At 61.7% G+C, this 13,795-nt stretch carries 13 protein-coding genes and 1 riboswitch; all 13 genes read right to left on the minus strand.

The window, feature by feature from the left end:
• Nucleotides 1–41 precede the first annotated feature (41 nt).
• Nucleotides 42–302: a BrnA antitoxin family protein gene (locus tag PQR54_RS00320; protein WP_374956879.1), complete on the minus strand. Its 261-nt coding sequence runs from the start codon at nt 300–302 to the stop codon at nt 42–44.
• Between the two features lie 36 nt (nt 303–338).
• Nucleotides 339–644 (minus strand): BrnT family toxin, encoded by a 306-nt coding sequence (locus PQR54_RS00325; protein ID WP_408243607.1) that lies wholly within the window; start codon nt 642–644, stop codon nt 339–341.
• Nucleotides 645–818: 174 nt separating this feature from the next.
• Nucleotides 819–1,982, minus strand: coding sequence for a TraB/GumN family protein (locus PQR54_RS00330; RefSeq protein WP_408243608.1), 1,164 nt, complete (start codon nt 1,980–1,982; stop codon nt 819–821).
• Entirely contained in the window at nt 1,975–2,994 is a 1,020-nt protein-coding gene (locus PQR54_RS00335; RefSeq protein WP_408243609.1) for a peptide ABC transporter ATP-binding protein, read from the minus strand. The genes PQR54_RS00330 and PQR54_RS00335 overlap by 8 nt, the downstream gene beginning before the upstream one ends.
• Nucleotides 2,991–3,995, minus strand: coding sequence for an ABC transporter ATP-binding protein (locus PQR54_RS00340; protein ID WP_106303434.1), 1,005 nt, complete (start codon nt 3,993–3,995; stop codon nt 2,991–2,993). Before PQR54_RS00340 ends, PQR54_RS00335 begins: the two co-directional genes overlap by 4 nt.
• On the minus strand, nt 3,996–4,913 hold the full coding sequence (locus PQR54_RS00345; protein WP_408243610.1) for an ABC transporter permease subunit: 918 nt from the start codon (nt 4,911–4,913) through the stop codon (nt 3,996–3,998).
• Nucleotides 4,914–4,920: 7 nt separating this feature from the next.
• The gene (locus tag PQR54_RS00350) at nt 4,921–5,931 is read right to left on the minus strand and encodes an ABC transporter permease subunit (RefSeq protein WP_091798153.1); all 1,011 of its coding nucleotides are present in this window, start codon (nt 5,929–5,931) and stop codon (nt 4,921–4,923) included.
• Nucleotides 5,932–6,082: 151 nt separating this feature from the next.
• Nucleotides 6,083–7,711, minus strand: coding sequence for an ABC transporter substrate-binding protein (locus tag PQR54_RS00355; protein WP_408243611.1), 1,629 nt, complete (start codon nt 7,709–7,711; stop codon nt 6,083–6,085).
• 240 nt (nt 7,712–7,951) lie between these two features.
• On the minus strand, nt 7,952–9,595 hold the full coding sequence (locus PQR54_RS00360; RefSeq protein ID WP_408243612.1) for an ABC transporter substrate-binding protein: 1,644 nt from the start codon (nt 9,593–9,595) through the stop codon (nt 7,952–7,954).
• Nucleotides 9,596–9,942: 347 nt separating this feature from the next.
• The gene (metF, locus tag PQR54_RS00365) at nt 9,943–10,773 is read right to left on the minus strand and encodes a methylenetetrahydrofolate reductase [NAD(P)H] (protein WP_408243613.1); all 831 of its coding nucleotides are present in this window, start codon (nt 10,771–10,773) and stop codon (nt 9,943–9,945) included.
• 11 nt (nt 10,774–10,784) lie between these two features.
• Nucleotides 10,785–11,138 (minus strand): phage holin family protein, encoded by a 354-nt coding sequence (locus PQR54_RS00370; RefSeq protein WP_012434673.1) that lies wholly within the window; start codon nt 11,136–11,138, stop codon nt 10,785–10,787.
• A 129-nt stretch (nt 11,139–11,267) separates the two neighbouring features.
• Complete coding sequence (gene ahcY / locus PQR54_RS00375) at nt 11,268–12,689, minus strand: adenosylhomocysteinase (protein ID WP_408243614.1); 1,422 nt, start codon at nt 12,687–12,689, stop codon at nt 11,268–11,270.
• Between the two features lie 32 nt (nt 12,690–12,721).
• Nucleotides 12,722–12,856, minus strand: a riboswitch (S-adenosyl-L-homocysteine riboswitch).
• Between the two features lie 127 nt (nt 12,857–12,983).
• The gene (locus PQR54_RS00380) at nt 12,984–13,760 is read right to left on the minus strand and encodes a glycosyltransferase family 2 protein (protein WP_408243615.1); all 777 of its coding nucleotides are present in this window, start codon (nt 13,758–13,760) and stop codon (nt 12,984–12,986) included.
• Nucleotides 13,761–13,795: the final 35 nt, after the last annotated feature.

Consider the following 13,795-nt stretch of genomic DNA (forward strand, 5'->3'; position numbering starts at 1 on the left):
GCGCGCGGCATCGCTGACACCGGGCATAAACGAAGTGCGGCTTACGGACGCCGCCGCTGCTGCGCCAGCATATAGGCGCGCAACAGTTTGTTGATGCGCGTCTGATAACCCTGCCCCTGCTCCTTGAACCAGTTCAGCACGTCCGCATCCAGACGCATTGTCACGGCCTGTTTCGGTGGAACGTGCAACTCGGCGCGTTGAAAAAAATCGTCGCCCAGTTCGGGCACGTCGCTCGTATCGATTTGCGCGTCGCCGGTCTTGGCGAGCCGCTTCCAGTCTGTTCCCGATGCCTTGACCATCATCTCACCTCCGCTCATGCTTGAATGCCACGGTGCCCGTCAATGCCAGACACGCTGCTTGTAGTACTTGACCTCGTGCCGCGTTGCCTTGCGTGCCGAAATGATCCGGACCACGTCTTCAACTCGTTCGACATACACCACGACGCCCACAATGTTTGCGATCCAGCCCATCGCGAACCAGCGGTCTTCACCGTAGTCTTCCCGCTGGTCCAACGCCGTGAGTAACGGGTGATTGAACATGTCGATAGCATCCTGAAAATCGATGCCGTGTTTGCGAATGTTGATCTGATTTTTGATTTCGTCCCATTCAAACAGCACGCGCCACCTGTATTGACGTTTGTACATACATCATAGCATGCAAAGGGCCGCTATGGCTGCGTGTGCCACGAGCATTTTGCGGCATACGTGTACGTCGGACTGGGTGCTTCAGAGACCGGTTCCTATGATGGCCGAACGGCCGATCCGGTTTAGGACGTTTGAGTCGTTACGTCTGTTTTTCGTGTTCGGTTCCGATGAACCTCACCCCGCCTCGACCATAAATCCGTGCTGCCGCAAAAGCTGCAGCACGCCCTTGCGGCCGCCCAGATGCAGCGCGCCGATCGCCACGAAAACCGGCTTGTTCGGCGCGGCGATCAGCAGCATTCGCGAAACGAAGCGCCGGTTGCGGTCATAGACGATCTTGTTGTCGATCGAATCGGAGATGCGTTTGTCACGGGCCAGCTTTTCGGATTTCGCGGCCTGCCAGGCGGCGATCGCATCCGCGTCGCCCACACGCCACAGCCGATGCAAGGTCCGCACGTCCGCGACATTTTCCGCCGGCGTCTGCACCAGATCCTGCGCCAGCATCTCGCGCTGCTGCGCGAGCGACAGACCCGTGAAAGCGCGCATCTGCTGCGACAAGGTTTCGAGACCGACGATCTTGCCGCGCGTGCGCAGATAGACGTTCTGCAGTTGCGCTTCCGACCCGTACTCGGTCTGCAGGCCGGCACTCAGAGAATCGTAGGTTTCGACCAGCAACGAAGCGAGCCACGGCCGCATCTTCTTGATGGCATCGAGTGCCGCCGGGTTGCCGTGCAGCCGGAGGGCGAGCTTGCGCCACAAAGGATCAGGCAGCAGTCCCGGCAGACAGTCGCGTCGGCAGACGCCGTACTTCGAGACGTCGTCTTGCGAAACCAGCAGTTCGTCGGGCGAGAGTTCGAGCGCCAGCGTCGGCGAGGCGGCGAGCGCGCCGAGGATCGGGGCTCGGAAAGGTTGATCGGCGGGGTAGTCGGCGGGATCGCCGACATGCAGTGTGCCGAGCACGTAGATGGTGGTCGTGCCGCGTGTCGCGACATAGAACGGCATGCGCGCCGGCTGCGCCCGCACCGGGCCGCTCGCCGTGGTGCCCGGCAAGGCAGGCGGTGAAGCGGGAGGCGGATTGGAGCCCGGCAAGCCGGTGCGTGGCGGAGCCGGCATGTTAGGCACCGGCAGCGCCGGACGCCCCGCCTGCGCGGGTGCATTGGCGGCGGCCCCGGCAGCATGCGCGACGCCGAACGGACCTACACCCAGATGAAATACAGAACAAACGCCGAAGAGCGCGGCACCAGCCAGTGCACGCGCCCTCCAGCGCCGCGTTGAAGCGGCGTTCAGGCCGCCATCACGCAAGCGGCGCGCAAGACGACGCGCCGCCAAGCCATCAGGCATCCATGTCCCCCACCTCCTCGGCGCGGTGACACGACACCTGGCGGCCATCCACTTCACGCAGCTTCGGTTCCTCGCTGCGGCAGCGGTCGATCACGTACGGGCAGCGCTGATGAAACGTGCAACCCGACGGCGGATTCAGCGGCGAAGGCATTTCGCCTTGCAGCTTGATCTTGATCGTGCGATCCGCCTCGAAGATCGAAGGCGTGGCCGACATCAACGCGCGGGTGTACGGATGACGCGGGTTCGAAAAAATCCGCTTCTTGTCGCCGAGCTCCGCCACGCCGCCGAAGTACATCACCATCACGTCGTCGGCGATATGCTCCACCACCGAGAGGTTGTGCGAGATGAACACGTAGCTGGTCTTGAACTGTTCCTGCAGATCCATGAACAGATTAAGAATCTGCGCCTGGATCGACACGTCGAGCGCCGACACGGGTTCGTCGGCGACCACGATCTGCGGGTCGAGAATCATCGCGCGCGCAATCGCCACACGTTGCCGCTGACCGCCGGAGAACATATGCGGATAGCGCTTCGCATGTTCCGGACGCAGGCCGACGGTGCGCATCATCTGTGCGATCCGTTCGGCGCGCTCGGTTGCGCTCAGTTGCGTGTTGATCGCGAGCGGCTCGCCGAGCGTCTGCTCGACAGTCTTGCGCGGATTCAGCGAGGCAAACGGGTTCTGGAACACCATCTGCACGCGCCGCCGCAGTGCTGCGATCTTCGCGTGATCGGCGCCGGCCACGTCTTCACCGTCGATCAAGAGACGCCCCGCGGTGGGCGCTTCGATCATGGTGAGTTGACGCGCGAGCGTCGATTTGCCGCAGCCGGATTCGCCGACCACCGCCAAAGTCTTGCCGCGCTCGAGCGCGAACGAGACACCATTGAGCGCCTTCACGGTTCCGGACGCGAACATGCCGCGCTTGACCGTGTAATAGCGCGCCAGTTGCTCCGCGACCAGCACGTGGTCGCCCGCATGGTCCGACTGGCGCCGCGTTTCGAGTACTGCGTTCATCGTGCGCCTCCATGGGTGTGAACGTTGGCGTCGCCGCTCAGGTTCAAAGGTTTGATGCAGCGCACGCGCGCCACTTCAGCGTGACCTTGCATCGGTGCGAGTGCCGGTCGCGCTTTCAGGCAGTCGTCGACTACATACTTGCAGCGCGGCGCAAACAGACACCCTTTGGGACGGTCGTCGCGGCCCGGCACCATGCCCGGCAATGCAGCGAGCCGCACGGCGCCGACATTGTGCTCGGGAATCGCCGCCAGCAACGCTTCCGTGTACGGATGATGCGGCGCGGCGAAGATGTCCGGCACTTTGTTGGTTTCGATCACTTCGCCAGCGTACATGACCGCGACGCGTTGCGCGACTTCGGACACCACCGCCAGATCGTGCGAGATCAGCACGAGCGCCATGCCGCGTTCCTTCTGCAGCTTGATCAGCAACTCCATGATCTGCGCCTGGATCGTCACGTCGAGCGCGGTGGTCGGTTCGTCGGCGATCAGCAGTTTGGGGTTGCAGGCGATCGCCATGGCGATCATCACGCGCTGGTTCATGCCGCCCGACATCTGATGCGGAAACGAGCCGATGCGGCCTTTCGGATCGGGAATGCCGACCTGATCGAGCAGTTCCAGCGCGCGTTTGTCCAACGCGCTGCCGCGCAAGCCTTCGTGGAGCTTCAGCACTTCCTTGATCTGATAGCCGACGGTGTAGCTCGGATTCAGACTGGTGAGCGCGTCCTGGAACACCATCGCGATGTCTTTGCCGATGATCTTGCGGCGCTCTTTGGCCGATGCCTTCAGCAGGTTCTTGCCGTTGAAGGTGATTTCGTCGGCGGTCACGATGCCCGGCGCGTCGATCAGGCCCATCAGCGCCATCATCGTCACGCTCTTGCCCGAGCCCGATTCGCCGACCACGCCGACCACTTCGCCCGGCGCGACATCGAGGTTGATCCGGTCGACAGCGGGCAGGCCGTTGAAGTTCACCGCGAGATTGCGGATGGTCAATAGGCTGCTCATTTACGCCATCCTTTTCAGTTTGGGATCGAGTGCGTCGCGCAGCCCGTCGCCGAGCAGATTGATCGCGAGCACCGAGATCAGGATGGACAGACCCGGCATGGTGACGATCCACCAGGCGCTGTCGATGTAATCGCGCGCCGAGGCCAGCATCGCGCCCCACTCCGCCGACGGCGGTTGCACGCCGAGGCCGAGAAAACCGAGTGCCGCGGCATCGAGAATCGCCGACGAAAAACCCAACGTAGCCTGCACGATCAGCGGCGCGGTGCAATTCGGCAACACTTGCGAGAACATCAAACGCATCGTGCCGGCGCCCGCCACGCGCGAAGCCGTCACGTACTCCTTCTGCAACTCGCCTTGTGCCGATGCACGCGTCAAACGCACATAGCCCGGCAGCGCGACGATCGCGATCGCGAGCATCGTGTTGACGAGACCCGGACCGATGATCGCCACCACCGCGACGGCGAGCAGCAGCGACGGCAATGCGAGCAGCACGTCCATGATGCGCATGATCGGCGTGTCGGCCCACTTCTCGAAGAACGCCGCGATCAGACCGAGCACGACGCCCGGAATCAGCGCGAGCACCACCGAGACGAAGCCGATCCAGAACGACAACCGCGCGCCGTACATCAGACGCGAGAGGATGTCGCGGCCCGCTTCGTCGGTGCCGAGAATGAACTTCCAGCTGCCGCCCTCGAGCCAGGCGGGCGGAATCTTCACGAAGTCGCGGTACTGTTCGATCGGACTGTGCGGCGCGATCAGCGGCGCGAAGATCGCGATGACGATCAGCACGAGAACGATGACGCCGGCGCTGACCGCGCCACGGTTACGCGAGAAATTCGCCCAGAATTCACGGGCGGCGATAGCGCGGCCACTTGGAGGCGTGACCGACTGGGGGACTGTGTTTTGTATGTCTGCCATTTTCAGTTCACCTCGTATGGCGGATGCGCGGATTCAGCACGCCGTACAACAAATCGACGACGAGGTTCACGACAATCACCAGCGTGGCGATCATCAGGATACCGCCCTGCACCACCGGATAGTCGCGCCGGCCGATCGCGTCGATCAGCCACTTGCCGATACCCGGCCACGAAAACAGCGTCTCGGTTAGCACAGCGCCCGCGAGCAGCGTGCCGACCTGCAGGCCAATCACTGTCACCACCGGAATCAGCGCATTGCGCAACGCATGCACGACGATCACGCGACCCGGCGACAGACCCTTCGCGCGCGCGGTGCGGATGTAATCCTCGCGCAGCACTTCGAGCATCGACGAACGCGTCATGCGAGCGACGACCGCCAGCGGAATCGTGCCGAGCACGATGGCCGGCAAGATCAGATGGCTCAGCGCGGACTTGAACGCGCCTTCGTCGGTGGACATCATCGCGTCGATCAGCATGAAGCCGGTCACGTGCGGTATGTCGTATTCGACCGCGATACGGCCGGACACCGGCGTCCAGCCGAGCTTCACGGAGAACACCATGATGAGGATCAAGCCCCACCAGAAGATCGGCATCGAGTAGCCGGTCAGTGCGGTGCCCATCACGCCGTGATCGACCACCGTGCCGCGCCGCAAGGCTGCGAACACGCCCGCCGGCAAGCCGACGATCAGCGCGAACAGCATCGCGCAGATGGACAGTTCGACGGTAGCGGGAAAGCGTGCGAGGAATTCGCCCATCACGCTGGTGTTGGTGATGATCGAGGTGCCGAGGTCGCCGTGCAGCGCGCGTCCAATGTAGTGGACGTACTGCATGGGCAGGGATTCGTCGAGCCCGAGCCGGTGCATTGCCGCGGCGTGCATGGCGGGATCGACGCCGCGCTCGCCCATCATCACTTCGATGGGGTCGCCCGGTATCAGGTGAATCAGCGCGAACGCGAGGATCGTGATGCCGATGAAAGTCGGAATCACCATGCCGATGCGGCGCAAAACAAAGCGGAACATGGTTTTGTCCCTATGGTCTTGGTGAAGAAAAAACGCAACCGGCGACGAGGGCTCGTGACCCCGGTCGCCGGACCATTTCGACCAGTTTTCTAACCGTGCGAAAAGCGTACTGCGCGAATTTTACGAATTGCTTGACGACTCATTAACCGTGTTACTTGATGCTGACGCCGTCGAAACGCGCATAGCCGAGCGGTTCGATACGCATATCCACTACCTTCTTGCTGACAGGCTGGTACACCGTGGAGTGAGCGATCGGCGAGAACGGCAGTTGCTGCGCGAAAATCTGCTGCGCCTGCATGTAAGCCGTCGTGCGCGCGCCCTGATCGGACGTGACACGGCCCTTCTGGATCAGGTCGTCGAACGGCTTGTAGCACCACTTCGAGAAGTTGTTGCCGTTCACCGCTTCGCAGCCGAGCAGCGTGCCGAGCCAGTTGTCCGGATCGCCGTTGTCGCCGGTCCAGCCGATCAGCATCGTGTCGTCCTCACCTGCGTGAGCGCGCTTGATGTACTCGCCCCACTCATACGTGACGATCTTCGCCTTCACGCCGATCTTGGCCCAGTCGGCCTGGATCATTTCCGCCATCAGGCGGGCGTTCGGGTTGTATGCGCGTTGCACCGGCATCGCCCACAGCGTGATGTCGAAGCCGTTCGGATAGCCGGCCTTGGCCAACAGGGCCTTGGCCTTGTCCGCATCGTAGGACGCGCCCTTCAGGTTCTTGTCGTACGACCATTGGGTCGGCGGCATCGGATTCGTGGCGGCCTGGCCAGCGCCCTGGTACACGGAGTCGATGATCGCCTTCTTGTTGATCGCCATGTCGAGCGCCTGACGCACTTCGACCTTGTCGACCGGCTTGTGCGTGACGTTGTACGCGAGGTAGCCGAGGTTGAAGCCCGGTTGCGACGGCATTGCGATGTTCGCTTCAGCCTTCAGCGGCGCGATGTCGGCCGGACGCGGATAGCTCATCACCTGGCATTCGTCGCGCTTGATCTTCTGCACGCGCACGCCGGCGTCCGGCGTGATCGAGAAAATCAGCTTGGAGATCTTCACCGTGTTCGGCTTCCAGTAATCCGGATTGCCGTCGAAGCGGATCGTCGCGTCCTTCGTGTAGCTGCGGAAGATGAACGGGCCCGTGCCGACCGGGAACTGGTTGATGTCGGCGGCCTTGCCGGCTTTCATCAACTGGTCGCCGTATTCGTTCGACAGAATCGACGCGTATTCCATTGCCAGATTCTGGATGAACGGCGCGTTGACTTCCTTCAGCGTGAACTTGACCGTGTACGGGTCGACCTTTTCGACGCTGGTGATCAGCTTGTCGAGGCCCATGTCCGTGAAGTACGGGAACTGGACCGGGTAAGCCTTATGAAAGGCCGAGTTCGGGTCCAGCATGCGCTGGAACGTGAACACGACGTCGTCCGCATTGAATTCGCGCGTCGGCTTGAAGAACGACGTGGTCTGGAACTTCACGCCATGACGCAGATGGAACGTGTAGGTCTTGCCGTCCGCGGAGACATCCCACTTTTCGGCGAGGCCCGGTTCGACTTTGGTGCCGCCGCGTTCGAATTCGACGAGGCGGTTGTAGACGGTGAACGTATTTGCCGTGAAATCGGTGCCCGTGGTGTATTGGGCAGGATCGAAACCCGCAGGGCTGCCTTCTGAGCAGTAGACCAGGGTTTTATTCGGAATCTCGGCGCGCGCGACACTTGCGCCCACCATCGATGCCGCTGCAGCTGCGACGAGCGTCGTAACACGCGCGGCGCGCAACAGATTGTTTTGCTTCATGTTTCCTCCAGGTTCGTGGCCGGCTCCCGCCGGCGTAGCGCGATATTACTTGAGCTTGGCTCACAGCACCAAGCGGAGGAAATTCCCAATGTCGATCGGAGTTAGCGCTGTAGCCGTTACTCCGATCCCACGCAGCGCGCACGATCGGAAACCATTCCGGCATAAGAGCAGCCGCACGCCGGCGCTGGCCGGAACGTGCGGCTTTAGAAGGTCGCTTCAGCAAAAAACGGCCTGCCGGCGTTATTTCAGGCCCACGTTCATGAATTGCGTCGGGCCGAACGGGTCGATCTTGAAGCCGGTGACGTTTTTGCTGATCGGCTGATACACCGTGGAGTGGGCGATCGGCGTGAACGGGACCTGATCCTTGAAGATCTCCTGGGCTTGAGTATAGGCACTGGTGCGCTGCGACAGATCAGTCGTACTACGGCCCTTTTTGATCAGATCGTCATAAGGTTTGTAGCACCATTTGGAAAAGTTACTGCCGCTCACCGCGTCGCAACCCAGTAATACCCCAAGCCAGTTATCCGGATCGCCATAATCGCCCGTCCAGCCAATCAGCATCGCTTCATGCTCGCCGGCATGGGCGCGGCGAATATATTCACCCCATTCGTAAGTCGCGATCTTCACCTTGACGCCGATCTTCGCCCAATCGGATTGCAGCATTTCCGCCATCAGGCGCGCGTTCGGGTTATAAGGCCGTTGAACCGGCATGGCCCACAACGTCAAATCGAAACCGTCCGGATAACCCGCCTGCTTCAGCAGCGCTTTGGCTTTTTCCGTGTCGTACGGGGCGTCCTTCAGATTCTTGTCGTAGCCCCACTGGGTCGGCGGCATGGGGTTGGTCGCCGTCTGGCCCGCACCCTGATACACCGATTCGATAATCGCTTTCTTATTGATCGACATATCGAGCGCGCGGCGCACCAGCACGTTGTCCAAGGGCTTCTTGGTGGTGTTGTACGCGATATATCCGAGATTGAAACCCACCTCGTTCGGCATGACGAGCGATGCATCGGTTTTCACCGTCGGAATATCGGCGGGACGCGGATACGCCATCACCTGGCATTCGCCGCGTTTCAGTTTCTGCAGACGCACGGCCGGATCGACGGTAATCGCGAATATCAGCTTGCCGACTTTGACGACGCCCGGCTTCCAGTAATCGGGATTACCGTCGAAGCGAATCGTGTCGTCTTTCGTATAGCTGCGGAAAATGAACGGGCCGGTGCCGACCGGATATTGATTGATATCCGACGCTTTACCCGCTTTCAATAGTTGATCGCCGTATTCGGCAGAAAGTATCGACGCGAACGGCATCGCGATCTGTTGTAAAAACGGCGCGTCGACTTCCTTCAGCGTGAATTTGACCGTGTACGGGTCGACCGCTTCGACCTTCGCGATGTTCTTGGAGAGGCCCAGATCGGTGAAATACGGGAACGGCACCGAGTACGCCTTGCGGAACGGCTGCTCCGGATCGAGCATGCGCTGATAGGTGAAGACGACGTCGTCCGCATTAAATTCGCGCGTCGGCTTGAAGAACGCCGTGGTCTGGAATTTCACGCCGTGGCGCAAATGAAACGTATAGGTCAGCCCGTCCGGCGATACGTCCCATTTTTCGGCGAGGCCCGGTTCGATGTCCGTGCTGCCGTGCGCGAACTCGATCAGCCGGTTATAGACCGTGTACGACCCGGCGCTGAACTCGACGCTGGTGGTGTACTGCGCACTGTCGAAGCCCGCCGGACTGCCTTCGGAGCAGAAAACGAGCGTCTTGTCGGGCAGCTTGGCCGCGTCGGCGGCGGCGGGTGCCAGGCCGGCGCTCAGGACCGCACAGGCGGCGAGCGCCGGAAGGCAGGTTTGGCGAACTGCAAACAGCAACTTGGGTACCGTCATCACGTTCTCCGCACAGCAGCCACGTCAGCTGCGCTTTGATCATAGACAGCACAAAAATCGGGTTCAATCCGGGCTTACGCGCCGCAAGGTTGGCTTGGGCTGGCGCGCTTGTTGCGGCGCAGCAGTCGTGGCGGCCGATTTCGCTCGTTGGAACCGTTGTTCCTGCTTTATCGCGCATGGAATCGCGGTCGCCCTTCAATCGCCCGAAGCCGTGCGGCGCTCGCACAGTATTCGCGCGCAGGCCCCAGCGCCCACTCTGAGCCCTTCGTGGCGCCCGTTCGCCGCACGAAAAAAAACCGCGCAGCCTAATGAACCGCGCGGTTTCGTCTCAACGACGTGGCGGATGCTTAAACGCCCAGCCGTTCGCAGATCGCCTTGGTCGCCGCGGCGCCGTTCAGCGTGTAGAAGTGCAGGCCCGGCACTTTGGCGTCGGTCAGGCGCCCGCACAAGTCCGTCACCACATCCAGCCCGAACGCGCGAATCGACTCACGGTCGTCGCCGAAACTTTCCAGCCGCCGAGCGATCCAGCGCGGCACTTCGGCGCCGCACATTTCTGAGAAACGCATCAGTTGCGAGAAGTTCGTGATCGGCATGATGCCCGGCACGATCGGCACATCCACGCCAAGCTTCCGAGCGTCGTCGACGAAACGGAAGTACGCGTCCGCGTTGAAGAAGTATTGCGTGATGGCCGAATTGGCGCCGGCCTTCACCTTGCGGGCGAAGTTGTCCAGATCGTGACGCGGCGAGCGCGACTGCGGATGGTATTCCGGATAGCCGGCCACCTCGATCCAGAACCAGTCGCCGAACTCGGCGCGGATAAAGCTCACCAGTTCCGACGCGTAGCGCAACTCGCCGACCTCGCCCATGCCGGACGGCAGATCGCCGCGCAGCGCGACGATATGGCGGATGCCATGTGCGCGGTATTCGTTGAGGATCGCGCGCAAGCTCTCTTTCGAGGAGCCGATGCACGACACGTGCGGCGCCGCTTCGAGCCCTTCCTTCGCCATTTCGACGACGGTATCGAGCGTGCCCTGTTGCGTCGAGCCGCCGGCGCCGAACGTGACGGACACGAACTTGGGCTTGAGCGTAGCGAGCTGGGCGCGCGTGGCGCGCAGCTTGTCGACGCCTTCCTGCGTTTTCGGCGGGAAGAATTCGAATGATAGTTCGATCGGGTTCATGATTCAGTGGGTCAACCGAGACTGCGGTTGCCGAAAATAAGCGCGGACAGCAGCCAGGAAACGATGCTGTACAGAATCGAGCCGATGAACGCCGACCAGAAACCCGACACTTCGAAGCCCTTCAGGAGCGACGCGCACAGCCAGAAGCACAGCGCATTGACCACCAGAATGAACAGTCCGAGCGTGAGAATCGTGACGGGCAGCGTCAGCAAAATCAGCACCGGCCGCAGGACCGTGTTGATCAATCCGAGCACCACCGCGACGATCAAGGCGGTGCCGAAACTGCGGATATGAATCGACGGAACGAGGTAGGTGATGATCAGGAGCGCAAGCGCGTTGATCAGCCAGGTCAGCAGCAAAGTCATGTAGAGCTCCTTTGGCAGGATGTCCGATAACGGGAAAAGCGCGCAAAGCGGCAGGCATGGCGGACAAAGCGGCGCATGATGCGCCGCTCTGTCGTCAAACTGTCATGCGGTCAAAACGCCGCGACGCGCTTAATAGCGGTAGTGGTTCGGCTTGAACGGACCGTTCTTGTCGACGCCGATGTAGCCGGCCTGATCGTCCGACAGCACGGTCAGGTTCGCGCCGATGCGCGCCAGATGCAGGCGTGCGACCTTCTCGTCCAGATGCTTCGGCAGCACGTACACCTTGTTCTCGTACTTGTCGCCTTGCGTGAACAGTTCGATCTGCGCGAGCGTCTGGTTCGTGAACGAGTTCGACATCACGAACGACGGGTGGCCCGTCGCGCAACCCAGGTTCACGAGGCGGCCTTCAGCCAGCAGGATCACGCGCTTGCCGTCCGGGAAAATGATGTGGTCGACTTGCGGCTTGATGTTGTCCCACTCGTACTGGCGGGTCGACGCAACGTCGATTTCCGAGTCGAAGTGACCGATGTTGCAGACGATCGCGTTGTGACGCATCGCCTTCATGTGGTCGTGGCCGATCACGTGGTAGTTGCCGGTTGCCGTCACGAAGATGTCGGCCTTGTCCGCCGCGTATTCCATCGTCACGACACGGTAGCCTTCCATCGCCGCTTGCAGTGCGCAGATCGGATCGATTTCGGTGACCCACACAGTTGCGCCGAGACCGCGCAGCGATTGCGCGCAGCCCTTGCCCACGTCGCCATAACCGGCGACCACGGCGATCTTGCCCGCGATCATCACGTCGGTCGCACGCTTGATGCCGTCGACCAGCGACTCACGGCAGCCGTACAGGTTATCGAACTTCGACTTGGTGACCGAGTCGTTGACGTTGATCGCCGGGAACGGCAGGCGGCCTTCTTTTTCCATCTGATACAGACGGTGCACGCCGGTCGTGGTTTCTTCCGTCACGCCCTGAATGTGCGCGAGACGCGTGGAATACCACGTCGGGTCCGCGTCGAGGTGCGAAGCGATCGACTTGTACAGCGCGACTTCTTCTTCATTCGTCGGCTTCGAGATCACCGAGCGGTCTTTCTCAGCCTTCGAGCCGAGGATCAGCAGCAACGTGGCGTCGCCGCCGTCGTCGAGGATCATGTTGGCGAATTCGCCGTTCGGCCATTCGAAAATGCGGTGCGAGAATTCCCAGTACTCGTCGAGCGATTCGCCCTTGAATGCGAACACCGGCGTGCCGGCCTTGGCGATTGCCGCAGCGGCGTGATCCTGCGTCGAGAAGATGTTGCACGAAGCCCAGCGCACGTCCGCGCCGAGCGCGGTCAGCGTCTCGATCAGCACGCCGGTCTGGATCGTCATGTGCAGCGAACCTGCAATGCGCGCGCCCTTCAGCGGCTGCTGCGCCTTGTACTCTTCGCGCGTTTGCACGAGACCGGGCATTTCCGTCTCGGCGATGTTGAGTTCCTTGCGGCCCCAGTCGGCAAGCGACATGTCGGCAACAACGAAGTCCTGGGAATTTTTGGAATCGATAACTGCGGCGTTCATCACGCCCTCCTTTCTAAGTAGTGACTAGAAATTTGACGTGAGCGCGGTTCGATGCGGTGGCCAGGAAAGCGCTATGCGCATCCAGCCCTCCGATTGAAGTCTCCGAGCCTGGCGGGCGGCCGGCGAATAGCTGATTCGCGGTACCCGTCGCAACGCTCCTCGAAGACGAACGGCGATTGTAGCAAAACGAGATGGCTTCGGGGCGCGGATCGGATTTTCAGGCTGCGCGGATTTCTTGTGCTTCGTGCGTGCGCGCAGCCCGACGTGATGGACGCCTTGCAGGCGTCGCACGGCCTACGACGCGGCGGCCTCGGCCGTTACGTTCGCCGCGCGCAATTGCGCGATGCCGGTGCGCGCGGTGTCGAGAAACTGTCTGGAGACGCGGAACGCTTCGGCGACATCGGCGGGATCCGGAATCTGCAGTCCGAGTGCAACGCGGAAGTAGCTTTCGGCGTGAATGCCGGCGTGGTAATGCATGCGCACGCGCTTCACATCACTCAGGCGTGGGTTGCCGAATATATCGCGCAGTGCCCACGAAAACGCGCCGTCTTCGCCGCCGATACGGCGAAACGCGTCGTCCATCGGAAAGCCGCCGAGCGCGAGATAAGCCGCCCGGCGAATGAACAGGCCGCTCGGCACCGTATTGCTGAGCGTCGCAGCATGCGCGGCGAAGTCAGGGTGAGCCATGAGGTCACGTGGAAAATCCGCGTACTCGACGTCGAGCCGCACGGACATTTCCTTCGGGTTTTGCGCGAGAAATGCGCTCGCGGCGGCGAGGGCGCCGGGCAGATATTCATCGTCGGCGTCGAGGAATGCGATCACGTCGTGCGACGCGTGCATCGCGCCCCAGTTGCGTGCTCGCGCCGCGCCGCCGTTGTAAGGCATCCGCAGCAGACCCACGCGCGCGTCGAGGCGGCCGCATTGAGCCACGATGTCCGCGGAGGCGTCGGTCGAGCCGTCGTCCACCACGATGATCTGCGTGGCTTCAGGCTGGATCCGGCAACTTTGCAAAGCACGCGCGAGCGTCGCCGCGCCGTTGTAGCAGGGAATGATGATCGAAATGGGCGTCATGATGAACGGGCGTGATGGGCGGCTCGGCGGTGAAA

Source organism: Paraburkholderia phytofirmans, assembly GCF_046028095.1.
Taxonomy (GTDB): Bacteria; Pseudomonadota; Gammaproteobacteria; order Burkholderiales; family Burkholderiaceae; genus Paraburkholderia; species Paraburkholderia phytofirmans_A.